21 protein-coding genes and 2 pseudogenes are annotated in these 24,257 nt (G+C 65.6%); 16 read left to right on the top strand and 7 right to left on the bottom strand.

Translation table 11 applies throughout. The features are described from left to right. The first annotated feature begins 2 nt into the window (after positions 1 to 2). From GGD62_RS33170 to GGD62_RS33180, 3 genes and pseudogenes are all read left to right on the top strand, one after another. The gene (locus GGD62_RS33170; protein ID WP_026202486.1) at positions 3 to 1,304 is read left to right on the top strand and encodes a dihydroorotase; all 1,302 of its coding nucleotides are present in this window, start codon (positions 3 to 5) and stop codon (positions 1,302 to 1,304) included. A gap of 47 nt (positions 1,305 to 1,351) precedes the next feature. Then, positions 1,352 to 1,948 (top strand): glycerol-3-phosphate 1-O-acyltransferase PlsY, encoded by a 597-nt coding sequence (gene plsY, locus GGD62_RS33175; RefSeq protein ID WP_092257610.1) that lies wholly within the window; start codon positions 1,352 to 1,354, stop codon positions 1,946 to 1,948. Between the two features lie 148 nt (positions 1,949 to 2,096). Further along, a pseudogene (locus GGD62_RS33180) lies at positions 2,097 to 3,281 on the top strand (patatin-like phospholipase family protein). On the opposite strand, the gene GGD62_RS33185 reads toward GGD62_RS33180, so the two are convergent. Further along, complete coding sequence (locus GGD62_RS33185) at positions 3,273 to 4,517, bottom strand: amidase (RefSeq protein ID WP_183712379.1); 1,245 nt, start codon at positions 4,515 to 4,517, stop codon at positions 3,273 to 3,275. The pseudogene GGD62_RS33180 and the gene GGD62_RS33185 sit on opposite strands and share 9 nt — an antisense overlap. Before the next feature lie 91 nt (positions 4,518 to 4,608). Here GGD62_RS33185 and dprA point away from each other — a divergent pair, with 91 nt between their 5' ends. Further along, on the top strand, positions 4,609 to 5,751 hold the full coding sequence (gene dprA, locus GGD62_RS33190; RefSeq protein ID WP_183712381.1) for a DNA-processing protein DprA: 1,143 nt from the start codon (positions 4,609 to 4,611) through the stop codon (positions 5,749 to 5,751). Here dprA and GGD62_RS33195 read toward each other — a convergent pair. Continuing rightward, positions 5,748 to 6,170, bottom strand: a complete 423-nt coding sequence (locus tag GGD62_RS33195) for a helix-turn-helix domain-containing protein (RefSeq protein ID WP_183712383.1) — start codon at positions 6,168 to 6,170, stop codon at positions 5,748 to 5,750. The genes dprA and GGD62_RS33195 overlap by 4 nt on opposite strands. Before the next feature lie 83 nt (positions 6,171 to 6,253). Here GGD62_RS33195 and GGD62_RS33200 point away from each other — a divergent pair, with 83 nt between their 5' ends. Beyond that, the gene (locus tag GGD62_RS33200; RefSeq protein ID WP_092257623.1) at positions 6,254 to 6,862 is read left to right on the top strand and encodes an FMN-dependent NADH-azoreductase; all 609 of its coding nucleotides are present in this window, start codon (positions 6,254 to 6,256) and stop codon (positions 6,860 to 6,862) included. Between the two features lie 71 nt (positions 6,863 to 6,933). On the opposite strand, the gene GGD62_RS33205 is transcribed toward GGD62_RS33200, so the two are convergent. Then, positions 6,934 to 7,707: an SDR family oxidoreductase gene (locus tag GGD62_RS33205; protein WP_026202489.1), complete on the bottom strand. Its 774-nt coding sequence runs from the start codon at positions 7,705 to 7,707 to the stop codon at positions 6,934 to 6,936. 121 nt (positions 7,708 to 7,828) lie between these two features. Between GGD62_RS33205 and GGD62_RS33210 the strand changes: the two genes are divergently transcribed. Next, a complete protein-coding gene (locus GGD62_RS33210) occupies positions 7,829 to 8,296 on the top strand; it encodes a helix-turn-helix domain-containing protein (RefSeq protein WP_018321112.1) in 468 nt (155 codons plus the stop codon). A gap of 311 nt (positions 8,297 to 8,607) precedes the next feature. Here the strand turns inward: GGD62_RS33210 and GGD62_RS41135 are convergent, their stop codons facing one another. Then, positions 8,608 to 8,763 (bottom strand): hypothetical protein, encoded by a 156-nt coding sequence (locus tag GGD62_RS41135; protein WP_246776467.1) that lies wholly within the window; start codon positions 8,761 to 8,763, stop codon positions 8,608 to 8,610. Positions 8,764 to 9,074: 311 nt separating this feature from the next. On the opposite strand from GGD62_RS41135, the gene topA reads away from it, so the two are divergent. Genes topA through GGD62_RS33235 form a run of 4 tightly spaced genes read left to right on the top strand, consistent with a single transcriptional unit; the run spans position 9,075 to position 15,423 of the window. Next, the gene (gene topA, locus GGD62_RS33220) at positions 9,075 to 11,819 is read left to right on the top strand and encodes a type I DNA topoisomerase (protein ID WP_183712387.1); all 2,745 of its coding nucleotides are present in this window, start codon (positions 9,075 to 9,077) and stop codon (positions 11,817 to 11,819) included. Between the two features lie 20 nt (positions 11,820 to 11,839). Further along, positions 11,840 to 14,206, top strand: a complete 2,367-nt coding sequence (gene rnr, locus GGD62_RS33225) for a ribonuclease R (protein WP_183712389.1) — start codon at positions 11,840 to 11,842, stop codon at positions 14,204 to 14,206. After that, complete coding sequence (locus GGD62_RS33230; protein WP_183712391.1) at positions 14,200 to 14,640, top strand: DUF983 domain-containing protein; 441 nt, start codon at positions 14,200 to 14,202, stop codon at positions 14,638 to 14,640. Before rnr ends, GGD62_RS33230 begins: the two co-directional genes overlap by 7 nt. Before the next feature lie 30 nt (positions 14,641 to 14,670). Next, on the top strand, positions 14,671 to 15,423 hold the full coding sequence (locus tag GGD62_RS33235) for an NUDIX domain-containing protein (RefSeq protein WP_183234501.1): 753 nt from the start codon (positions 14,671 to 14,673) through the stop codon (positions 15,421 to 15,423). Here the strand turns inward: GGD62_RS33235 and GGD62_RS33240 are convergent, their stop codons facing one another. Next, positions 15,424 to 15,966 (bottom strand): hypothetical protein, encoded by a 543-nt coding sequence (locus GGD62_RS33240; protein ID WP_183712393.1) that lies wholly within the window; start codon positions 15,964 to 15,966, stop codon positions 15,424 to 15,426. 68 nt (positions 15,967 to 16,034) lie between these two features. Between GGD62_RS33240 and GGD62_RS41140 the strand changes: the two are divergent. The 5 genes and pseudogenes from GGD62_RS41140 to GGD62_RS33260 form a co-directional block, all read left to right on the top strand. Beyond that, positions 16,035 to 16,240 (top strand): annotated as a pseudogene (locus GGD62_RS41140) (hypothetical protein); the annotation flags it as partial. Next, positions 16,237 to 17,574, top strand: coding sequence for an amidohydrolase (locus tag GGD62_RS33245; RefSeq protein ID WP_183712395.1), 1,338 nt, complete (start codon positions 16,237 to 16,239; stop codon positions 17,572 to 17,574). The pseudogene GGD62_RS41140 and the gene GGD62_RS33245, both read left to right, overlap by 4 nt. A 197-nt stretch (positions 17,575 to 17,771) precedes the next feature. Next, positions 17,772 to 19,097 carry an LLM class flavin-dependent oxidoreductase gene (locus GGD62_RS33250; protein ID WP_183712397.1) on the top strand — a complete coding sequence of 442 codons (1,326 nt, stop codon included), beginning with the start codon at positions 17,772 to 17,774 and terminating at the stop codon, positions 19,095 to 19,097. A gap of 208 nt (positions 19,098 to 19,305) precedes the next feature. Next, entirely contained in the window at positions 19,306 to 19,473 is a 168-nt protein-coding gene (gene rpmG, locus GGD62_RS33255) for a 50S ribosomal protein L33 (RefSeq protein WP_007603295.1), read from the top strand. 299 nt (positions 19,474 to 19,772) lie between these two features. After that, positions 19,773 to 20,486: a hypothetical protein gene (locus GGD62_RS33260; RefSeq protein WP_246800374.1), complete on the top strand. Its 714-nt coding sequence runs from the start codon at positions 19,773 to 19,775 to the stop codon at positions 20,484 to 20,486. A 193-nt stretch (positions 20,487 to 20,679) separates the two neighbouring features. Here the strand turns inward: GGD62_RS33260 and GGD62_RS33265 are convergent, their stop codons facing one another. After that, the gene (locus GGD62_RS33265) at positions 20,680 to 21,918 is read right to left on the bottom strand and encodes an MFS transporter (protein ID WP_183712399.1); all 1,239 of its coding nucleotides are present in this window, start codon (positions 21,916 to 21,918) and stop codon (positions 20,680 to 20,682) included. Positions 21,919 to 22,047: 129 nt separating this feature from the next. Between GGD62_RS33265 and GGD62_RS33270 the strand changes: the two genes are divergently transcribed. Further along, entirely contained in the window at positions 22,048 to 22,656 is a 609-nt protein-coding gene (locus tag GGD62_RS33270; protein WP_183712401.1) for a TetR/AcrR family transcriptional regulator, read from the top strand. Between the two features lie 222 nt (positions 22,657 to 22,878). Here the strand turns inward: GGD62_RS33270 and GGD62_RS33275 are convergent, their stop codons facing one another. Further along, positions 22,879 to 24,252 (bottom strand): PleD family two-component system response regulator, encoded by a 1,374-nt coding sequence (locus GGD62_RS33275; protein WP_018321124.1) that lies wholly within the window; start codon positions 24,250 to 24,252, stop codon positions 22,879 to 22,881. Between the last annotated feature and the right edge of the window lie 5 nt (positions 24,253 to 24,257).

Below are 24,257 nucleotides of genomic sequence, written 5' to 3' on the forward strand. Positions count from 1 at the left end.
CGATGTTGACCGATCGCCGCCCCATCCTGCTCGCCAACGCCCGCGTCGTCGATCCCTCCCGGGATTTCGACGGTGTCGGCGACGTCCTGATCGCCGACGGCGCCATCCGCGAGACCCGCCGCGGCATCGGCGCGGCCGGCGTCCCCGAAGGCACCGACATCGTCAACTGCTCCGGCAAGATCGTCGCGCCCGGCCTGATCGACATGCGCGCCTTCGTCGGCGAGCCCGGCTTCAGCCATCGCGAGACCTTTGCCACCGCGAGCCAGGCGGCCGCGACCGGCGGCATCACCACCATCATCTGCCAGCCCGACACCTCTCCGGTGATCGATAATTCGGCGACCGTCGACTTCGTGATGCGCCGCGCCCGCGACACCGCGATCGTCAACATCCAGCCGATGGCGGCGCTCACAAAGGGCATGCACGGCGATGAGATGACCGAGTTCGGTCTGCTCAAGGCCGCGGGCGCCGTCGCCTTCAGCGATGGCGTCAGAAGCGTGACCAATGCGCAGGTGATGCGCCGCGCGCTGACCTACGCCCGCGATTTCGACGCGCTGATCGTCCACTACACCGAGGACCCCGATCTCGTCGGCGAAGGCGTGATGAACGAGGGCGAGTTCGCATCGCGGCTCGGCCTGATGGGCATCCCGAATGCCGCCGAGGCCGTGATCCTCGAACGCGACATGCGCCTCGTGGCCTTGACCGGCGGCCGCTATCACGCGGCCTCGCTGACCTGCATCGACTCGCTCGAGATCCTCCAGCGCGCGCGCGACGCCGGGCTCGCCGTCAGCGCCTCGGTCTCGATCAACCATCTTGCGCTGAACGAGAACGACATCGGCCCCTACCGTTCGTTCCTGAAACTGTCGCCGCCGTTGCGGACCGAGGACGACCGCCGCGCACTGGTGGCCGCAATCGCCTCCGGCCTCCTCGACGTCATCATGTCCGACCACAATCCGCAGGACGTCGAGGTCAAGCGCCTGCCGTTCGCCGAAGCCGCTCCCGGCGCCGTTGGACTCGAGACCATGCTGCCCGCCGGCCTCCGCCTCGTGCATAATGGCGAGATGGAACTGAAGACGCTGATCCGCGCGATGTCGACCCGGCCGGCCGAACTGCTCGGCCTGCCCGGCGGAACCCTGCGCGCAGGCAGCCCGGCCGACGTCATTGTGATCGATCCCGACGTGCCCTGGGTGGTCGATCCCGCCGACCTCAAATCGCCCTGCAAGAACACTCCGTTCGACGAGGCCCGCTTTACAGGCCGCGTAGTGCGCACCATTGTCGGCGGACGCACGGTTTACGAGCATGTCTGACCTGTGCAATCGTTCGGCTCGGAAGTCGGGCCTTTGGAGCTGCCGCCATGGGGCTTGAAGCATTTTTGCCGGTGGCCTTCGTCATCGGCTACCTCCTCGGCTCGATCCCGTTCGGGCTGGTCCTAACCCGGCTCGCCGGCACCCAGGATATTCGCTCGATCGGCTCCGGCAGCATCGGCGCCACCAATGTGCTGCGCACGGGACGCAAGAGCCTTGCCGCGGGCACCCTGCTGTTCGACGCCCTCAAGGGCACCGTGGCCGTGGTGATCGCCGGCTACATTGCGGGACCCAATGCCGCGATGGTCGCCGGGCTCGGCGCGTTCCTCGGCCATCTGTTCCCGGTCTGGCTCAAGTTCCGGGGCGGCAAGGGCGTGGCCGTCTATATCGGCATCCTGATCGGCCTGTTCTGGCCCGGCGCCGTCGTGTTCTGCCTGATCTGGCTGGCGACCGCCTTCACCACCCGCTACTCCTCGCTCTCCGCGCTGGTGGCGGCGTTCGTCACGCCGATGTTCCTGTGGTGGTTCGGGCATCTCGCCTTGTCGGCGCTGACGGCACTGCTGACGCTGCTGCTGTTCTACGCGCACCGCGAGAACATCAAGCGCTTGCAGACCGGCAAGGAGAGCCGGATCGGCGAGAAGGCTTGAAGCCGGACATCTACGGATATCGAAGCGACCTTCTGCATTATATGTCAAATCCTGTTCGCAACTCGCCGCCGACCCGCAGCCAGCCGTAGCGAACGGGTTCCATGCCTGTCATCCTGACAGAGCAAATGGCGTTACACGGTTGCTCAGAATGAGCGAGAAGATTGACGGCACGCACGATGACGGTAGCTCGCAGGGCACTGCGGCAAGCCGACTGCTGTCGATGACCAGCATTTGGTCCGATGCGCCCGCACCGCCTCCAGCGCCGAAGCCCGCCGCCGTTTCGCCGCCCGCTCCCGTCATGCCACTATCTGCGCCGGTCGAGGTCGTAGCGACGGCTGCCCGGGTCGAGCAGACGCGCTCCCGCCAATGGCCACCCCGAAGACTCTCGCTGGCGCTGCAGGGCGGCGGCACCTTTGCCGCCTTCACCTGGGGCGTGCTGGAGCGGCTGCTGGAAGAGCCGATCGAGATCGACACCATCAGCGGCGCCAGTGCCGGCGCCATCAATGCGCTCCTGCTCGCCTCCGGCCTTGCCGAAGGCGGCCGCGAAGCGGCACGGGCACGACTGAGCCGGTTCTGGCTCCGCCTGCTGCACGAGGCCTCGTTCCGCTCGCTGATGCTGGTCGGTGGCTTCTCGCCGGCGGGAAGCTCGGTCGCGTTCGGTCCGACGCTGCGCTCCGGCCAGTTCGATCCTTTCGATCTCGATCCGCTGCGACAGGCGCTGTCGCGCGACATCAATTTCGCCGCGCTGCTCAATCAGGACTGCCCGAAGCTCTTGATCGCGGCGACACGGATCCGCGACGGGCAGCAGCACATCTTCCGCAACGACGCCATCACCGCCGACGTCGCGCTGGCCTCGACCTGTCCGCCCCTGGTTCACTGCGCCGTCGAGATCGAGGGCGAAGCCTATTGGGACGGCGGCTTTGGCGGCAACCCGCCCTTGCTGCGGCTGGCGCAGGACACGACGACGTCCGATGTCCTGCTCGTCCAGGTCACGCCGGCGCGCGACAGCTACGTGCCGATCACGCTCGCCGCGATCGACCGCCGGCTCGACCAGATCGCGGCCAATGCCGCCCTCAATGCCGAGATCGCCGCGATCGCCTGGGCGCAGGCGCATGCAGCATCTTCGTTGCGGCTCACCCGGATCGCGGCAGAAGATTCCGTTGACGGCCTGGCGCAGCGCTCATCGACGGATCTCGGCCACAGCTTCATCCGGCTGTTGCACCGAAGCGGTCGCGCCGCTGCCGAGCGCTGACTCAGGCAAGATGCAAAGGCCGACGCGCCGCTCGCCGAGCCGGCCCAGTCCCTTGTCGCGTCCGAACCCGCGCTAGCCTGACTTCGCCATCGCGTTCTCCAGGAACCATGCCGCCGCGAGTGCGACCGGATCGTCGCCGAAGCGCGCGATCACCTGCACGCCGATCGGCAGGCCGCCCGCCTTCAGCACCGGCACGTTGACGCAAGGATTGCCCATCAGCGTCCACAGCCGGTTGTAGCGAGGATCGCCTGTCGTCGCGAGCTCCTTGGCCGGCGCGGTGCCGGGCGCGGAATAGGTCAGGAGCACGTCGACGCCCTCGAACAATTCGCCGAGCTCGCGGCGGCCACGACGGCTGATCCGGCGTGCCTCGTCATATTCCTTCGGCGTCAGATGGGCGGTGGCATCGAGGCTTGCCCGCAGCATCGGCGCGATCTCGTCGTGACGTTCGGAAAACTCCCAGGCCAGCGCGCGATGCGCCTCGAAATCCTGGACAATGGGATGGATGCGCCAGGCCTCCCGCACCGCCTCGGGCAGATCAATGGCCTGCACGCTGGCCCCGGCGCGCTCCGCCGCCTTGATCGCGGCCTGCAAGCCTTCTTCGGCCGCCGGTTCCACGGCACCGGCAAATTCCTGCCGGACGACGGCAATGCGTGGCGCCTTGGCCGGGACGATGCCGGAAAACTCGGTGCGGCCCGTCATCGCCAAAAGTCCGCGCGCAAGATCCTCCGCACGCGCGCCGAACAGGCCGACCGTGTCGAGCGCCCACGAATAGCACTTCACGCCGACCGTCGGCAGCATCCGGAACGACGGCTTGATCGCGGCCGTCCCGCAATAGGCCGCGGGCCGGATCACCGAGCCGCCGGTCTGGGTGCCCAGCGCCAGCGGGATCATGCCGGCACCGACCGCTGCCGCAGAGCCCGAGGACGAGCCGCCCGGCGAATGGCCGAGATTATGCGGATTGAGCGTCGGGGTCGGATCGCGCGAGGCAAACGCCGTGGTCGTGGTCTTGCCGATGATGGTGGCGCCTGCCCGCTTCAGCATCATGACAACAGGCGCATCGCTGCGCGGCTGCCAGCCGCGATAGATCTCCGAGCCCATCTCGGTCGGCATATTGGCGGTGTCGATGATGTCCTTGATGCCAACCGCGATGCCCCGCAGCGGGCCGGAGGCCTGCGCCTTCGCGGATTTGTCATGACGGACGAAGGCGCGAACGTCCTTCTCTTTGGCCTCGATCGCCGCATGCGACTGGGCGATGGCGGCATCGGGCGAGAGCTCGCCCGCTTCGATGCGGCGCTGGAGGTCGGCGAGTGAGATCATGGCAATACCCTTCTTATTGGGATCGCTTTTAGCATCGGGGCGAGGCCACGCAAGCGCACGCCGCTGTTGCGCAACGCCCTCAGGTTGTTCCATGCTGCGGCCACAAGGAGACGCCGTGGACGCCATCAATCCGAGCGTGGAGCTGACCGAAGCTGAGCGGATCGACCGCATGCGGCTGATCCGCTCCGACAATGTCGGACCGCGCACCTTCCGTTCGCTGGTCGATCATTTCGGCAGCCCGCGCGCCGCACTGGAGCGGCTGCCTGATCTGGCGCGCCGCGGCGGCGCGCAGCGGTCTGGGCGCATCTATAGCGCGGACGAGGCCAGGGCCGAGCTCGCCGCCAGCCGCAAATTCGGCATCGCCTGGCGCGCACCCGGCGAGGACGGCTATGCGGCCCGGCTGGCGATGATCGACGATGCGCCGCCGCTGCTCGCGGTGCGCGGCGATACGAAGACCTTGATGCGGCCGATGATCGCCATCGTCGGCTCGCGCAACGCCTCCGGCGCCGGGCTGAAATTCGCAGGCCTGCTGGCGCGCGAGCTCGGCGAAGCCGGATTCATCGTCATCTCAGGGCTCGCCCGCGGCGTCGATCAGGCCGCCCATCGCGCCAGCGTCGCAAGCGGCACGATCGCGGTGCTCGCCGGTGGACATGATTGCATCTATCCGCCCGAGCATGGCGACCTGCTCGCAGCGATCCTCGACCACGCCGGCGCTGCGATTTCCGAGATGCCACTCGGCCACGACCCGCGCGCCCGCGACTTTCCCCGCCGCAACCGCCTGATCTCGGGCGCCTCGCTCGGCGTCGTCGTGGTGGAAGCGGCGCACCGCTCGGGCTCGCTGATCACCGCGCGCATGGCGGCCGAACAGGGCCGCGAGGTGTTCGCGGTGCCGGGCTCGCCACTCGATCCGCGTGCCGCCGGCGCCAATGATCTGATCAAGCAGGGCGCGACCCTCGTCACGGAAGCTGCCGACATCATCAACGCTGTCGCACCGATCATGGAGCGGCCGCTGATGCACCCCGTCAGCGAGCCCGACAGCGAGCCGTTCGAGAGCGATCCGCAAAGCCATGACCGCAACCAGATCACCGGCCTGCTCGGCCCCACCCCGATCTCGATCGACGATCTCGTGCGGATGTGCGGCGCCTCACCTGCGATCGTGCGCACCGTGCTGCTGGAGCTCGAGCTCGCCGGCAAGCTGGAGCGTCACGGCGGCGGGCTGGTGTCGCTGCTTTAGCTCTCGTTGCGCTCGTCGAACTTCGTCCGCGCCGCCGCGATCTGCTGCTGATGCGCGATCGCCCACTCGCCGAGCGCCTTCACCGGCTGTTGGAGACCACGGCCGAGATCGGTCAACTCATAGTCGACCCGCGGCGGGATGGTGGGGAAGATCGTGCGCGTAACGAGGCCGTCGCGCTCCAGCCCCCGCAGCGTCAATGTCAGCATGCGCTGCGAGATGCCGTTGATCATGCGCTTAAGCTCGTTGAAGCGCTTCGGCCCGTCGCTCAGCATCATGATGACGAACACGCTCCATTTGTCACCGACGCGAGAAAGCACGGAGGCGACCCCACGGCAGTCCGCATGGTCGGGATGCGGCATTGGATCGGGCCTCGGCGTCGCAGGAAAACCAGTGTTCCTAGGTTTCAAAGATGTGCCCATGGCTCAAAAAAGTGCGTTCTTGCGGGGTTTTCGATAGTCACTCATGTAGCTCTGGTTACAAACTTATACCAGGGTGACCCCAAATGAAACTGCTTCATCTCGACTCCAGCGTGCTCGGCCCCCACTCCGTCTCCAGGCAGGTCTCTGCCGCCATCGTCGACCGGCTCCGGCAGGCGACGCCCTCACTGGACATCACTTATCGCGACCTGACCCAGACCCCGCTGGCCCACCTCTCGGGATCGCACCTCGCCGCCGCGCAAGGCGCGCCCGCGCCGGCGGAACTCGGACCCGACCTCGCCGCGAGCGCAGCTGCGCTGGATGAGTTCCTGGCCGCCGACATCGTCGTGATCGGCGCGCCCATGTACAACTTCACCATTCCCAGCCAGCTCAAGGCCTGGATCGATCGCATCCTGGTGGTGGGGAAGACCTTCAAATACGGCGCAGCCGGGCCCGAGGGGCTCGCCGGCGGCAAGCGCGTGATCGTGGCGATCTCGCGCGGCGGCTATTATGGCGCGGAGACGCCGTATGCGGCCGGCGAGCATCTCGAAACCTATCTGCGCTGGGTGTTCGGCTTCATGGGCATCACCGGCGTCGAATTCATTCCGGCCGACGGAGTCCAGGTCGGCCCGGACCACCGCGAGAAGTCGCTGGCCGGCGCCCTTCAGGCAGCCACCAGCCTGCGCGCGGCATAGTCCTCGCGAGCGCAGAACCGTCCGGCGCAACACACGATCTGCGCCGGACGACTTAAGGCTCGGAGGAGCGATCAACCGCGATAGATCGGCGCGCCGCTCGGCGAGGCCACCGCGCCGCCGTCGACGAAGATCTCCTGGCCTTGTACGTGCGCGGAATCATCGGAGGCGAGGAACAGCACCGTCTTCGCAACGTGATCGGTTTCGCCGATGCGCCCCAGAGGCGTCGACAGCGCGATCCGTTTCTCGAACGCCTTCTCGGCTTCCGGTGTTGCCGTTGCAGGTCCCCAGATCGGCGTGCGGGTCGCGCCGGGGGCGACCACGTTGACGCGGATGCCGCGCGGCGACAGCTCCGAGGCCATGATCCGCGCCATCGCGCGCACGCCGGCCTTCGCGGCGCCGTAAGCCGAGTAGCCGGGAATGCCGAGGACTGAGATCACCGAGCCGTTGAGGATGATCGAGGCATTGTCGCTGAGATAAGGCAGTGCCGCCTGCACCGTGAAGAATACGCTTGTCAGGTTCGTGCTGATGACCTTCTCGAAGACCTCGAGCGTGGCCGAGCCGAGCGGCGTGCCGCCGGCGATGCCGGCGTTGGCGAACACGATGTCGAACTTGCCGAACTTCTCGGCGCCCTGCTTGATCGCAGCTTCCGTCGCGGCGATGTCGGTGGCGTCCGCGGCGAGCGCGAGCGCGTTCGGCCCGAGCTCCTTGGCCGCCGCCTCCAGCGTCTGTTTGTTGCGTCCGGTGATCACCACCTTGGCGCCTTCGGCCACGAACAGTTTTGCGGTCGCAAGGCCAATGCCGCTGTTGCCGCCGGTGATCAGGGCCGTCTTGTTCTTCAGTCTCACGTTCGCCTCCAGTGGTTGCATCATAAAACTATGTTGCCATCTAGGGCACATGGTTTTATCATGCAACCACACAAGCGCGTGATCGGCACACCGATCGTGCGAACGCGACAGGACCGGAACGATGGTGAAACGAACCAGCTTCGAGGGCGATGCCTGCCCGATCGCGAGGTCGCTGGACGCGCTCGGCGATTGGTGGTCGCTGCTGATCATCCGCGAGGCGCTGTTCGGCCTGCGCCGCTTCGGCGAATTCCAGAGCAAGCTCGGCATGGCCAAGAATATTTTGTCGGTCCGGCTGCGCTCGCTGGTCGACCACGGCATCCTGGCAACCGCCCCCGCCTCCGACGGCAGCGCCTACCAGGAATATGTGCTGACGCCGAAGGGCCGCGGCACCTTCCCGATCCTGGTGGCGCTCAGGCAATGGAGCGAGGAGTTCGACGACGCGCCTGAGGAGATCGCGACCATTTTGGTGGATCGCGCCAAGGGCCGCCCGGTGAAGAAGCTGGAAATGCGCGCGGAGGATGGCCGGCTGCTTAGCCCGGCGGATACGACTCTGAAGCCACGGCCGGCGTCGCGACGGCGGTCGGCGTGACGAGCCCGGCTCTCGCCACACCGTCAATGCGAGGAACCCTTGCGACGAAGCAATCCAGACTGCCGCCGCGGAAAGACTCTGGATTGCTTCCGCCTTCGCCAAGGCTTCGGCGGACAAGTCGCTGCGCTCGCAAATGACGGGGATAGAACGGCGCCCATATCTTGCACCGTCACCCTGAGGTGCTCGCCTCTTCGGCGAGCCTCGAAGGGCGACGGCCCGGCTGCATCCCGGCCGTGCATCCTTCGAGGCTCCCGGCGCGATGCCTTGCATCGCGCCACTCGCGCCTCAGGATGACGGGTTGGATAATGCCCTCACGACAGCTTGCGCTTGCTCCGCAGCCTCAGATGCTCGTCGGCCTCGAGCTTGGTCATGCCCAGGAGATAATGCAGCACGTCGAGCTTGTGGCGCTCGGCGAGCTTGCGCAAGGCCCCGACCTGCTCGGCGATGAAGGCGACGGCCTCGTCCACGCCGCCCTCCCCCGGTTCCTCGTGACGCGAGCCTCCCGGCGCGCCTGATGCGGCGCGCGCCCGTTTCTTTCCCGGCCTAGTCACCAGACCCCACCCGAATCCATGCCCCGCGGAAACATTACGCCGATAGCGATCGCAACTCCAAGGTGGTATTTTGCAACTTTCTCGATATGAAACTTTTCCCATCCGGGCGGCTTTCAACAGCCTTCGATTTGACAGCGAGGGCCTCACCACCCATGTTCGGGGCGAAACGGCCGACCCGAGTCCTTTCGTTTTCGGCCTCAGATTTTCCCGTAAGTTACTGGAACTACATGAATATCGTCATTGTGGAGTCGCCGGCGAAAGCCAAGACGATCAACAAATATTTGGGCTCGTCCTATGAGGTTCTGGCCTCGTTCGGCCATGTCCGCGACCTGCCCGCGAAGAACGGCTCCGTCGATCCCGACGCCAATTTCAAGATGATCTGGGAGGTCGACCCCAAGGCGGCCGGCCGGCTCAACGACATCGCCAAGTCCCTGAAGAACGCCGACCGCCTGATTCTCGCCACCGACCCTGATCGCGAGGGCGAGGCCATCTCCTGGCACGTGCTCGAGGTGCTGAAGGAAAAGCGTGCGCTGAAGGACCAGAAGATCGAGCGGGTGGTGTTCAACGCCATCACCAAGCAGGCGGTCTCGGACGCGATGAAGCATCCGCGCCAGATCGACGGCGCGCTGGTCGACGCCTATATGGCGCGCCGGGCGCTGGACTATCTGGTCGGCTTCACCCTCTCCCCGGTGCTGTGGCGCAAGCTGCCGGGCGCCCGCTCCGCCGGCCGCGTGCAGTCGGTGGCGCTGCGCCTCGTCTGCGACCGCGAACTCGAGATCGAGAAGTTCGTCGCGCGCGAATATTGGTCGCTGATCGCGACCCTGCTCACCCCGCGCGGCGATGCGTTCGAGGCCCGCCTGGTCGGCGCCGACGGCAAGAAGATCCAGCGCCTCGACATCGGAACCGGCGCGGAAGCCGAAGACTTCAAGAAGGCGCTGGAGACGGCCGCCTACACCGTGACCTCGGTCGATGCGAAGCCGGCCCGGCGCAATCCGCAGGCGCCCTTCACCACCTCGACGCTGCAGCAGGAAGCCAGCCGCAAATACGGCTTTGCGCCGGCGCACACGATGCGCATCGCCCAGCGCCTTTATGAGGGCATCGACATCGGCGGCGAGACCACCGGACTCATTACTTATATGCGTACCGACGGCGTGCAGATCGCCCCCGAGGCGATCACCCAGGCGCGCAAGGTGATCGGCGAGGATTACGGCAACGCCTACGTGCCGGACGCGCCGCGCCAGTACCAGGCCAAGGCCAAGAACGCCCAGGAAGCGCACGAAGCGATCCGCCCGACCGACATGTCGCGCCGCCCCGACAGCATGAGCCGCAAGCTCGATGCCGATCAGGCTAAACTCTATGAGCTGATCTGGAAGCGCACCATCGCGAGCCAGATGGAATCGGCCGAGCTGGAGCGCACCACCGTCGACATCACGGCGAAGGCAGGCTCCCGCACGCTGGAGCTGCGTGCCACCGGCCAGGTGGTCAAGTTCGACGGCTTCCTCGCGCTCTACCAGGAAGGCCGCGACGACGAGGAGGACGAGGATTCCCGCCGCCTGCCCGCGATGAGCCCGAACGACGCGCTCAAGCGGCAGAGCCTGTCCGTCACGCAGCATTTCACCGAGCCGCCGCCGCGCTTCTCCGAGGCTTCGCTGGTCAAGCGCATGGAAGAGCTCGGCATCGGCCGGCCCTCGACCTATGCCTCGATCCTGCAGGTGCTGAAGGACCGCGGCTACGTCAAGCTGGAGAAGAAGCGCCTGCACGGCGAGGACAAGGGCCGCGTCGTGATCGCGTTCCTCGAGAGCTTCTTCGCCCGCTACGTCGAATACGATTTTACGGCCGGTCTCGAAGAGCAGCTCGACCGCATCTCCAACAACGAGATCTCCTGGCAGCAGGTGCTGAAGGATTTCTGGACGGGCTTCATCGGCGCCGTCGACGAAATCAAGGATCTGCGCGTAGCCCAGGTGCTCGACGTGCTCGACGAGATGCTGGGCCAGCACATCTATCCGCCCCGCACGGATGGCGGCGATATCAGGCAGTGCCCGAGCTGCGGCAATGGCCGGCTGAATCTCAAGGCCGGCAAGTTCGGCGCCTTCGTCGGCTGCTCGAATTATCCGGAGTGCCGCTACACCCGTCAGCTCGCCGCCGATGGCGAAGCGACCGCTGACCGTTCGCTCGGCCAGGACCCCGAGACGGGTCGCGATGTCTGGGTCAAGGCCGGCCGCTTCGGGCCCTATATCCAGCTCGGCGAGCAGAAGGATTATGAGGAAGGCGAGAAGCCGAAGCGCGCCGGCATTCCGAAGGGCACCTCGCCCGGCGATGTCGAGCTCGAGCTTGCGCTGAAGCTATTGTCGCTGCCGCGCGAGATCGGCAAGCATCCGGAGACCGGCCAGCCGATCACCGCAGGCCTCGGCCGCTTCGGGCCGTTCGTCAAGCATGAGAAGACCTATGCCAGCCTGGAGGCCGGCGACGAAGTGTTCGACATCGGCCTCAACCGCGCAGTGACGCTGATCGCGGAAAAGGTCGCCAAGGGCCCGAGCCGCCGGTTCGGCGCCGATCCCGGCAAGGCGATCGGCGATCATCCCTCGCTCGGCACCGTCACCGTGAAGAGCGGCCGCTACGGCGCCTATGTCACCGCGGGCGGCGTCAACGCGACGATCCCCGCCGAGTTCGAAAAGGACACCGTCACGCTGGCCCAGGCGATTGCGCTGATCGACGAGCGCGCAGCCAAAGGCGGCGGCAAGAAGCCGAAGAAGGCGGCGAAGCCGGCCAAGGCCAAGAAGACTACGGAGAAGGCTGCGGACGGCGATGACGCCGCACCGAAACCGAAAAAGGCCGCCGCGAAGAAGGCGGCCAAAACCAAATCCGAATCCACCAGCAAGGCGCGCGCAGCCGTGTCGTCGACCGCAAAAACGTCGCCGACCAAGGCCGCCGCCCCCAAGGCTCCGGCCAAGAAGAGCGCCGGCAAGACTTGAGATCAAGAATTAGAGGTTAAGTGAAACGCAAGAATGACCGTGGCTTTCCCGACAGGCAAGCCATCGTCGCCTTCATCAAGGCAAATCCCGGAAAGGTCGGGACCCGCGAAATTGCGCGCGAGTTCGGCCTGAAGAACGCCGATCGCGTCGAGCTCAAGCGCATATTGCGCGAGCTCGCCGACGACGGAACCATCAAGAAGAAGCGCCACAAGGTGTCCGAGCCGGACGCGCTGCCGCCGACGCTGGTCGCCGACATTACCGGCCGCGACGCCGACGGCGAATTGATCGCCTCCCCCACCGAATGGGACGAGGTCGAGAGTGGCGAGCCCCCCAAAATCCGCATCCAGATGCCGCGCCGGCCGAAGCCAGGCACCGTCGCCGGCGTCCGCGACCGCGTGCTGCTGCGCGTCGAGCGCACGGACGACACCGAAGGCCCGGCCTATCGCGGCCACATCATCAAGGTCTTCGACAAGGCCAAGAGCCGCATCCTCGGCGTGTTCCGCGCGCTTCCCGAAGGCGGCGGACGGCTCGTCCCCGTCGACAAGAAGTCCGCCGACCGCGAGCTGAACATCGCCGCGGCCGACACGCACGGCGCGCAGGACGGCGATCTCGTCAGTGTCGACATCGTCCGAACGCGCAGCTTTGGGCTGGCGTCCGGCCGCGTGAAAGAGAAGCTCGGCTCGGTCAAGTCGGAGAAGGCGATCAGCCTGATCGCGATCTACGCCCACGACATCCCGCTGCAATTCTTGCCTGCCGCCGAGCGCGAGGCAGAAGCCGCTGAGCCCGCGAACCTGAAGGGCCGCGAGGATTGGCGCGACGTGCCGCTTCTCACCATCGATCCGCCCGACGCCAAGGATCATGACGACGCGGTGCATGCTGAGGCCGATCCCGATCCCAACAACAAGGGCGGCTTCATCGTCAACGTAGCCATTGCCGATGTCAGCTTCTACGTCCGGCCGGGCAGCGCGCTCGACCGCGACGCGCTCGACCGCGGCAATTCGGTCTACTTCCCCGACCGCGTCGTACCGATGCTGCCCGAGCGCATCTCCAACGATCTCTGCTCGCTGGTGCCGGGCGAGCCGCGTGGCGCGCTCGCGGTGCGCATGGTGCTCGGCCCCGACGGTCGCAAGCGCTCGCACAGCTTCCACCGCATCCTGATGCGCTCGGCGGCAAAGCTGAGCTACGCGCAGGCGCAGGCCGCGATCGACGGACGGCCCGACGACACCACCGGCCCCCTGCTCGATCCAATCTTGAAACCGCTCTACGCCGCCTATGCCTGCGCCAAGCGCGCGCGCGACGAGCGCGATCCGCTCAATCTCGATCTGCCCGAGCGCAAGATCCTCTTGAAGAGCGACGGCACGGTCGACCGCGTCGTCGTCCCTGAGCGGCTCGATGCGCACAAGCTGATCGAGGAGTTCATGATCCTCGCCAACGTCGCGGCGGCCGAGATGCTGGAGAAGAAGTCGCTCCCGCTGATCTACCGCGTGCACGACGAGCCGACCTTGGAGAAGGTCCACGCGCTCGCGGAATTCCTGGAGACGCTCGACGTTCCCTTCGCCAAATCAGGCGCGCTGCGTCCCACCACATTCAACCGCGTGCTGGCCCAGCTCGAGGGCCACGATTACTATCCCTTGGTCAGCGAAGTGGTGCTGCGCGCCCAGGCGCAGGCCGAATACTCCTCGGAGAATTACGGGCACTTCGGCCTGAATTTGCGCCGCTACGCGCATTTCACTTCGCCGATCCGCCGCTATGCCGACCTCGTGGTGCATCGCGCGCTGGTCCGCGCGGTCGGCCTCGGCGAAGGCGCCCTGCCCGACAGCGAGACGCCGGAAACCTTAAGCGAGGTCGCAGCCCACATCTCGGTGACCGAGCGGCGCGCGATGAAGGCGGAACGCGAGACCGTCGACCGGCTCATTGCCCATCACCTGGCTGATCGCATCGGCGCGAGTTTCCAGGGCCGGGTCTCCGGCGTCACCCGCGCCGGCCTGTTCGTCAAGCTCGCTGAGACTGGTGCGGACGGCCTGATCCCGATCCGATCCCTCGGCACGGAATATTTCAACTATGACGAGGGCCGACACGCCCTCGTCGGCACGCGCAGCCGCACCATGTATCAGCTGGGGGACGTGGTCGACGTCCGCCTGATCGAAGCAGCGCCGATCGCGGGCGCGCTGCGCTTCGAGCTGCTGTCGTCCTCCAGTGAGACCGCGCCGCGCGAACGCAGGTCATCCGGTCCGCAGCGCCGCCCCTCATTCAAGGCGCATCCCGGACGCGGCCCGGATAGAAAACGCAAGCCGCCGAAGCCAAAATCCGGCAAACCGAAGGGCCAGGGAAAGAATAAAGGAAAGAACAAGGGAAAAGGCGGCGGTAAAAAGGGCAAAGCATGGTGACGATGAGCACGGCCCCAAAAATCTGGACGCGCGAGACGGGTCTCGTCGAGAAGCGCGATCTATGGACGGCGATGAAGCGCGGCTTTCGCGGCCGCTGCCCGCGCTGTGGCGAAGGCAGATTGTTCCGCGCCTTCCTGAAGACATCAGACGATTGCGCCAGCTGCGGCCTCGATTTCACGCCGCACCGCGCCGACGATCTGCCCGCCTATCTCGTCATCGTCATCGTCGGTCACATCGTGGTGCCCACGATCCTCTGGATCGAGACCAATTACACGACGCCGGTCTGGCTCAGCTTCGCGGCCTATCTGCCCTTCACCTTCGTCGCCTCGCTTGCGCTGCTGCAGCCGGTCAAGGGAGCTGTGGTCGGCCTGCAATGGGCTCTGCTCATGCACGGGTTTGACGAGAACCCTCCGGATGGTATTCCGCCTGTGTAAGCAAGAAGCAAAAAGCGTTTGGGTGAGGACATGACGGATATTGCGCAGGTCGCGGAGAAGGCCAAGGTCCACGAGGAAAAGGAAGCCGATCATCATCCCTATTTCCGTCCGAGGGATGCGGCAACGCTGATCCTGGTCGACCGCAGCGGCGCCATTCCGAAGGTGCTGGTCGGCAAGCGCCACGACAAGGTGGTGTTCATGCCCGGCAAGTTCGTCTTCCCGGGCGGACGCGTCGACAAGGCCGACTATCGCGTGCCCTGCGCTGCGCCCATCACCGCCGAGCTGGAGGCCAATCTCGCCAAGGGCAGCCCGAAGACGCCGGCCTCGCGCGCGAAGTCGCTCGCCATTGCCGCGATCCGCGAGGCCTGCGAAGAAACCGGTCTCTGCCTCGGGCGCACGGCCGAGGGCAAAGTGACAAAGCTCGACGGGCCCTGGAAGCCGTTCGCCGATGCAGGCCTCCTGCCCGATCCCTCCAGCCTGTTCCTGATCGCGCGCGCGATCACCCCACCCGGCCGCGTCAAGCGGTTCGACACGCGCTTCTTCACCGCGGACGCCTCCGCGATCACCCACCGCGTCGACGGCGTGATCCATGCCGATGCCGAACTGGTCGAGCTGGTCTGGGTCGAGCTCGGCTCGAAGCCGCTGGCCGATTTGCATCCGATGACGCGCAACGTGCTCAACGAGCTCCATACCCGCCTTGCCACCGGCCCGCTGCGCCACGATGCGCCAGTCCCGTTCTTCCATTTCTACGGCGGCAAGATGCAGAAGGATATTTTGGGCTAGTCAGTCCGCGTCCGGCTCGGTGCCGACATAATCGCGCGCCGGCAGCTTGAGGACGCGGCCGATCTCGCTTGCGAGCTGATCGGCCTCCTCACGACGCGTGAAGCTCTGAAGCGTGATCGGCTCGATGCCCTTGTTGCCGCAGAGATTGACGTCGTACGTCGTCAGATCCGTGTCGTAGTCGTCGGTGACGCTGATGAAGTGATAGTCGGCGAGACTGCGCGACGAGCGGATGTTCAGCGGGCCGAACTGCCTGGTGATCACGATCTGGCGCAGCGTCTCGTTGAGCACGACGAAGTAGCGGAACGTCAGCAGGATGATGCCGGGGATGCCGACGAGCAGCCCGAACCCCGTGAACACCAGCACCGGCACGAGATCGTCGGCGAGCCTTCCAAAACCGAAAAAGTCCTGGCGCAGGCCGAGCGCAACGTTCCACAGCAGATAGCCACTTGCCGCCAGCAGCGGCAGCGACAACAGCCGGCCGACCCATGGCATGGGCCGGTCGATGCGGACGATGCCGCCGTCCACGGTCATTGCGCCGGCCATTGAAGCGTCTCCTCGCGGGGTCATGGCTTGGTCGGCGCGAGCAGCGGATTGGTTCGACGTGACGCCTCGATGCGGGGCTGGTCAAGCTGCTCTGGGTCGAGCTCGGCTCAAAAGCGCTCACCGATCTGCATCCGATGACGCGCAAGCTGCTCAACGCTACAGCCCGCTCCGCCGCGATGCGCCGGTGCCGTTCTTCCATTTCTATGGCGGAAGGATGCGACGAGATGTGCTAGGTGAAGGGAAAGAGCGCTTGAACAACCGGAGGATCGGATGATGCGCTTCGTAAGGCCTCTGCTCGCTTCCGTGGCGTTGTGCGGCCTGCTCTCGCCGCCCGCCCGTGCGGAGCTCGACGTCGCCAGATTGAAGCAAACCATCGAGACCGCCTTCGAGAGCGAATACCCGAAGCTCGACGCGCTCTATAAGGACATCCACGCCCATCCCGAGATTGCCTTCCAGGAGGAGAAGACCGCGGCGAAACTCGCCGGTGAGATGCGTGCGATTGGTTTTGAAGTCACCGAGCACGTCGGCAAGACGGGCCTTGTTGCCATCTACAGGAACGGTGACGGTCCCACCATCATGGTTCGCACCGAGCTCGATGCGCTGCCCATGGAGGAGAAGACCGGCCTGCCCTATGCCAGCCGCGACAAGCAGATCTGGCAGGGCCGCGAGACATTCGTCGCCCATAGCTGCGGCCATGACATCCACATGGCGAGCTGGGTCGGCACGGCGAAGACCCTGGTCGGCATCAAGGACCAGTGGCACGGTACGCTGATGTTCATCGCGCAGCCCGCCGAGGAAGAGGTCGCGGGCGCAAGGGCGATGATCGCCGATGGCCTGTTCACCCGCTTTCCGAAACCCGATGCGGGGTTTGCCCTGCACGACAGCAGTGGAGCCTACGGCTCCGTCACCTACAGGGTCGGGGTCGGATCGTCGAATGTCGACGGTCTGTTCATCAGATTCGTCGGCCGCGGCGGCCATGGCGCGATCCCGCAGGCGACGATCGATCCCGTGATGATGGCATCGCGCTTCGTCGTCGACGTCCAGAGCGTGATCAGCCGCGAGAAGGACCCGACCGAATTCGGCCTTGTCACCATCGGCGCGATCCACGCCGGCACCGCCGGCAACATCATCCCCGACGAGGCCAGGGTGATCGGCACGATCCGCAGCTTCAAGCCGCAGGTGCGCGCGAGGATGCTGGCCGGGATCGAGCGGACGGCGAAAGCGGTGGCGGCGATGGCGGATGCACCGGCGCCTGAAATCCACCTCGACGAAGGGACCAAGGCGGTGGTGAACGATGCCGGTGTGGTCGGCCAGGCCGAGCGGGTGCTGAAAGCGGCCTTCGGCGACAAGTTCAACGTCAGCCCTGCGAACACGACCAGCGAAGACTACTCGGAATATGTCAACGCCGGCGTGCCGTCGATGTTCTTCAACATCGGCGTTTATGAGCCCGACCGCGTCGCCGCCGCGCGCAATGGCAGCGGCCCGCCGCTTCCCGGCAATCACTCGCCGCAATTCGCCCCGGTGCCGAAACCGACCATCCAGACCGGCGTCAGCGCGATGACGCTCGCCGTGCTGAGCGCCTTCGATCAAAGGGCTCGGCGGCAGTAGTCCTCTCGCCTCGGTGTCTGCGGCTTGATCGATTCTCAGATGCGCAATTGCATCTCGCCGCGACGTGGCGGCCCGGAATGACGCGAACGTGCTGAGGTTTGGTCGAAAAACGAAAAAATCTTCCCGCCTCCCCCGATGGCGGAGTTCCGCCGCATGCCTATGTCTTCCCGAGCGTCACCAAGAACGGACACCGGGCGATGGCACAACGGCAACTCAAGCTTGGCGCGTTCATGCGCCCGATCAGCATCCACACCGGCGCCTGGCGCTATCCCGGGGCCTGGCCGGACGCCAATTTCAACTTCTCGCACATCAAGACGCTGATCCAGAAGCTCGAGGCCGGCAAGTTCGACGCCTTCTTCATGGCCGATCACCTCGCCGTGCTGAACATGCCGGTCAATGCGCTCAAGCGCAGCCACACGGTGACCTCGTTCGAACCGTTCACCCTGCTGTCGGCGCTCTCGGCCGTCACCGAGCGGATCGGCCTGATCGCGACGGGCTCGACCACGTTTGACGAACCCTATCACGTCGCGCGCCGCTTCGCCTCGCTCGATCATCTCAGCGGCGGCCGCGCCGGCTGGAACATCGTCACGACATCGAACCCGGACGCGGCCCTGAATTTCGGCCTCGACGACCACATGGAGCATGCCGAGCGCTACAAGCGCGCACGTGAGTTCTACGATGTCGTCACGGGCCTGTGGGATTCCTTCGCCGACGATGCCTTCGTGCGCGATGTCGAGAGCGGGCTATTTTTCGATCCCGCGAAGATGCACACGCTCGACCACAACGGCAAATATCTGAAGGTGCGCGGCCCCCTCAACATTGCCCGTCCCGTGCAGGGCTGGCCGGTGATCGTGCAGGCCGGCGCCTCCGAAGATGGCAAGCAGCTCGCGGCAGAGACGGCGGAAGCCGTGTTCACCGGCGGCGGCAGCCTCGCCGACGGACAAAAGCTCTATGCCGACGTCAAGGGCCGCATGGAGAGGATCGGCCGCGATCCCGAGCATCTGAAGATCCTGCCCGGCGCATTCGTGGTGGTCGGCGACAGCGTCGATGAGGCCAAAGAGAAGCGCACGCTGCTCGACAGCCGCGTGCATTACGACAGCGCCATCGCCTCGCTCTCGGTCATCCTCGGCACCGATGCCTCGGGCTTCGACCCCGACGGCCAACTGCCTGACATCCCCGAGACCAACGCCAGCAAGAGCGGCCGGCAGCGCATGGTCGACCTCGCCAAGCGCGACAAGCTCACCGTGCGCCAGCTCGCCCAGCGCGTCGGCGGCTATGGCGGGCTGTCCTTCGTCGGCACGGCCAAAACCATCGCCGACCAGATGGAGGAATGGCTGGTCGGGCGCGGCTCCGACGGCTTCAACATCATGTTCCCGTTCCTGCCCGCCGGCCTCGACGATTTCGTCGACAAGGTCGTCCCGGAGCTGCAGCGGCGCGGGATTTTCCGGAAAGAGTATGAAGGGCCCACTTTGAGGGAGAATCTGGGCCTGCCGCGGCCGAAAAACCGGTTCTTCGAGGGGTAATCGGGCCGTTTTGGGGGGCTTTTGCCGCTAGAGCCCCGTACGGGGGCTCTAGGTTGTTGTTTTTGACGCGTTTTCTTGACGCGAACCGGTGCCCACTTCGCTTGAAAACGCTTCGAAACCTTGACATCAGGCGGTTTCTGGCTAGGTTGCCGGCCAACGCGGGCCGTTTGGCCGGCTCCAGATTCCCTTCATTTCTGAGGTTCTGAACATGGCCAAAGCGGTCACCATCAAGGTCAAGCTCGTGTCCTCGGCCGACACCGGCTTCTACTACGTCGCCAAGAAGAATTCGCGCACCATGACCGACAAGCTGGTCAAGAAGAAGTACGATCCCGTGGCGCGCAAGCACGTCGAATTCCGCGAAGCCAAGATCAAGTAAGATCGCGGACAAGCTGCTGAGTTTTGCGGGGCCCTCACGGGCCCCGTTTTTCTTTACCTATCCTTCTCCGTTATCCTGAGGCGCGAGCCGTGCGATGCAAAGCATCGCGCGGAGAGCCTCGAAGGATGAACGGCCGAGATGCGGCCGGGCTGTCGCCCTTCGAGGCTCGCCCTGCGGGAAACCGCAGGACGAGCACCTCAGGGTGACGGTCAGAGAGCGCGAGCCGCCGCCACATCGGCGCGCTGCGCTGCAGAGTCGTTCCCAACCGCTTCGCTTCCGCCTTCGTTCTTCGAGCTTCGGTGGACAAGCCGCCCAGCAAGCGCATTCTCTTGTTGGTTGCCATGGCGATGGCGAATTTATCGCTAAGCGATCCCTCAACCCCCGGTTGCTCAATCCTAAATGTCTGTTACCGTGCACATACCGGCACGGAATTTCCGTCCGGATTTGGGAAGGACATGGTCATGAGATTGTCATCGAGCCTTGTCGTGCCTTCAACCATCGCAGCCTTGTCGACTATCCTGCTGTGCGCCCCGGCCGCATCGCAAATCCCGACCGGCTCCGCCGCCACGCTTCCCCCTGTCACGGTCGATGCGCCGAAACAGGTGGCAAAGCCCCACGTGTCGGAGCGGGGAGCAAACACAACGGCGCCTCGTCGGACTGCGTCAACCACTCGAACGGCAACCGCGCGCACGCCTTCCTATGCACCGAGTTCTGTGATGGGGAGGATAGCCAGCCTGGAGAAAGTCGCCAGCAGCTGCAACGGTGGCTGTGCATCAAGCTTCCGGCACGGCAAGGAGCCGTGGATCGGATGCAGCGAGTCGGGCGGCAATGTGAACTATGGACCCTTCTCGCCAACGTGCCGAGACACCATCACCCATTCATCCTACGAGAATTGCGTCGAGACGAAGGTGTTCCTGGGCGAATTTCGAAACAGAGCCCACTGGTTTTGCAGCAGCCTGCAGGCCGGCAACAGGTTCAAGGTCGCCGATCTCAAGCGCTCAGGACATCGCTAGTCCATACCGCTCGCCGATTGCTGCAAGCGCTTATCCCGATCCGTCATCCTGAGGTGCGAGTGGCGCGATGCAAGAGCATCGCGCCGGGAGCCTCGAAGGATGAACGGTCGAGATGCAGCCGCGCCGTCGCCCTTCGAGGCTCGCCGAAGGCGAGCACCTCAGGGTGACGGTGAGAGATACTAATCCCAGAAGCCTACGCCGCCTTCAACACTGGCGTCGGCGGCTGCGACGGCCTGACAAGCGCGAACGCCACCTGCACGATGCCCCCGGCAAGGCCGAGCGCCACGCCGATGCGCCAGGCCATGGTGTAGGAGCCGAGCGCGTCGTAGAGTACCCCGCCTCCGTAGGCGCCGAGGAAGCTGCCGATCTGGTGGCTCATGAAGGCGAGGCCCTGGATCATCGCCTGCCAGCGCAGGCCGAACATCTCGGCGACCGCGCCCGCGACCAGCGGCCCGACGCCCATCCACAAGAAGCCCATGATCGCGCCGAACAGCAACGTCGAGAACGGCGTTGCCGGCAGCATGAAATACCAGGCGAGCGCCAGCGAGCGCAGGATGTAGATCGCCCCCAGCAGCGCCAGCTTGTTCCAGCGCTGGCCGGCCCAGCCGAAGAACAGCGAGCCGAGGACGTTGAAGCCGCCGATCATGCCGAGCGTCTGCGCGCTCAGCATCGGATCGAGGCCGCAGATCGCGAGGTACGACGGCAGATGCGTGGTGATGAAGACCAGTTGCATGCCGCAGACGAGATAGGCGCAGGTCATCACCACGAAGGAGGCATTGCCGAACGCGGTCCTCGCCGCGGTCGCAGCCGTGGCATCGTCGATCTCGTCGGCAGCCGGCTTCGGCAGCGGGACCTGGTCGACGCGCCCCGCGTACCACGCGGCCGGAATCATCAGCACCGACATGACGACGAAGCCGGCAAGTCCGACGCGCCAGCCAAACCCCTCATTGAGCATCTGTCCGATCGGCGCCGACAGCAGCGCGCCGAGCGAGCCCGCGCCGGAGACAATGCCGAGCACAGTCGAGCGCACCGTTTCGGGCACCGCGCGCGCTGCCACCGACATCGCGATAGCGGCCGCAGTGCAGGCCAGCGACGTCCCGATCAACACGCCCGCGCCGATCATGATGCTGACGAGGCCGTTCGCGGTCGCCATCAGAATGAGGCCCACGATGTACATCAGCGCGCCGACGATCATGATCGGGCGGAAGCCGTAGCGCACCGTCATCGCGCCGGCGAGGGGCTGGAGGAAGCCCCAGGCGAGGTTCTGCACCGCCAGCGCCAGCGTGAAATCCGAGATCGAAATGTGGATGTCGTGGGTCAGCGGCTGCATGAAGATGCCGAGGCTCTGCCGCAGCCCCATGCTCAGCGTCAGCATGATCGAGGCGCCGATCAGGATGGGCAATGTCGGACGCAGGACCTGCAGCAGGGGCATTTTCGTCTCCCTCGGGGGCACGGCGCAAATGCCGTCGTCTGAAATATCGGTTGATTTTGGTTACACAGACCTGTGTACTTAGGCGATGTTGCGCCCCAGCTGTCAAGCCAAGAGGATGCGCGTCGCTGCATGGCTCCCCCGCCCGCCCCACAGACGATGAAAGAGCGGATCCTTCAGACCGCCGACAAGCTGTTCTATCTGCAGGGCATTCGCGCCATCGGCGTTGACACCATCGCGGCCGAGATCGGCATCTCCAAGCGCACGCTCTACAACCACTTCCCGTCCAAGGACGCGCTGATCGCGGCATACCTCGAGCGCCGCTTCGTACACGCCTCTCCCTCCGACAAGCCGCCGGCCGAGCAGATTCTTGCGACATTCGATTCGCTGGAGCGGCGTTTTGCGGCGAAGGACTTTCGCGGCTGCCCGTTCGTGAACGCGGTCGCCGAGCTCGGCCCTCAGGACCGCGCCGTGAAGAAGATCGCGGTCGCCTTCAAGGAAAGCCGCCGCCTCTGGTTTCGCGACCGCCTGAACGAGCTTGGTGTGACCGAGGCGGATGCGCTCGCAACGCAGCTGGTGCTGCTGGTCGACGGCTCGATCGCGCAGGACCTCGTGCGAGACGATCCGGCAATGGCAAGAGCTGCGAAGGAAGCGGCGACGGTGTTGTTGCGGAATGCGGGGGTGGATGTGGGGGATGCGGGGAAGCCGGCGGAGAAGCGACGCAAGCCGACGCCACAATAACCCTCGCCGCATCGTTCGGTGTCATCACCCGCGAAAGCGGGTGATCCTGACTCCACGTCAGGCCATTTCGCGACGCTACCAACATCCTCCCTGTTTTGCCCGACGGGTCAAACGGCGCGACGGTCCGCGCAAGCTATCTTTGCCGCGCACGTAACCCATTGATCCGGCTGGCGCCGGCTACTGTGCATGGGGTTGTTTTGCGGCTTTTGCTGCCGGTGGCCTTTACGCAGCCTGCGACACCACACGGTTGCGCCCGTCGTGCTTGGCCCGATACAGCGCGGTATCGGCGCGCTTGAGGACGTCGGCGACCGCCTCGCCCTTCTGCTCCAGCGTGGTCAGGCCGATCGAGATCGTGACCTCGATGCGCTTGGCGCCTTTGTGGATCGCGAACGGCTCGCCCGCGATCGAGCGGCGCAGGCGCTCGGCGACCATGCCGGCGACGTGGAGATCGGTCTCCGGCATCACGATGACGAACTCCTCGCCGCCATAGCGGCAGGCCAGGTCAATGCCGCGGATCGACTTGCGCACCCGCACCGCGAATTCGCGCAGCACGTCGTCGCCGGCGTCGTGGCCGTAATTGTCGTTGATCGACTTGAAGAAGTCGATGTCCAGGATCATCAGCGCCAGCGGCTTGCCGCGGGTCGAAGCCTGCTCGGCGAGCGTCGCCAGATGGCTCTCCATGTAGCGGCGATTGTGCAGGCCGGTGAGCGCGTCCGTGATCGCCATCTCGATCGAGTTCTGCACATTGTCGCGCAGATGGTCGGTATAGCGGCGGCGGCGGATCTGGGTGCGGGCCCGCGCCAGCAGCTCGGTCTTGTCGATGGGACGCAGCAGATAGTCGTTGACGCCGATCTCGAGGCCGCGGAGCAGCCGCGTCGAGTTCTCGGGGTCCGCAATCGCCAGGATCGGCACATGGCGCGTGCGCTCCAGCGAGCGCGCCTGGCTGCAGAGCCTCAGGCCGTCGAAATTGTTGAGGTCGAGCGAGACGATCAGCAAATCGTAATTGCCCTCGGCGGCGTGGAACAGCGCCTCCGTCGGGTTCGGCTCGACGTCGATGGTGTGCTCGGCGGCGAGGATCGTCGCCAGCCGCTCGTAGGAGGACGGACGGTCGTCGACCAGCAGGATGCGGCCGCCCTTGCCGGTGTCGGCCACGGCGCTGCGCTCGGGTGCCTGCATGCCGATCTCGAGCGAGGTGATGGCGCGCATGCGCAGCTCGTCGGTCATCATCTTCAGCCGCGTCAACGAGCGCACCCGCGCGATCAGAACGACGTCGGAGACGGGTTTGGTCAGGAAGTCGTCGGCGCCCGCTTCCAGCCCCCGGTTACGGTCGGACGGACTGTCGAGCGCCGTCACCATCACGACGGGAATGTGGTGCGTGGCCGGATCGCTCTTGAGGCGGCGGCAAACTTCAAAACCGTCGATGTCGGGCATCATCACGTCGAGCAGGATGATGTCGCATTCAGCGCGATGACAGATCGCCAGCGCCTCGGTGCCGTTCGAGGCGGTCATCACGTCGAAATATTCGGCGGACAGGCGGGCTTCGAGGAGTTTGACGTTGGCAGGAACGTCATCGACAACCAGGATACGCGCGGACACTGTGA

This window comes from Bradyrhizobium sp. ERR14, from assembly GCF_014198235.1.
Lineage (GTDB): Bacteria > Pseudomonadota > Alphaproteobacteria > Rhizobiales > Xanthobacteraceae > Bradyrhizobium.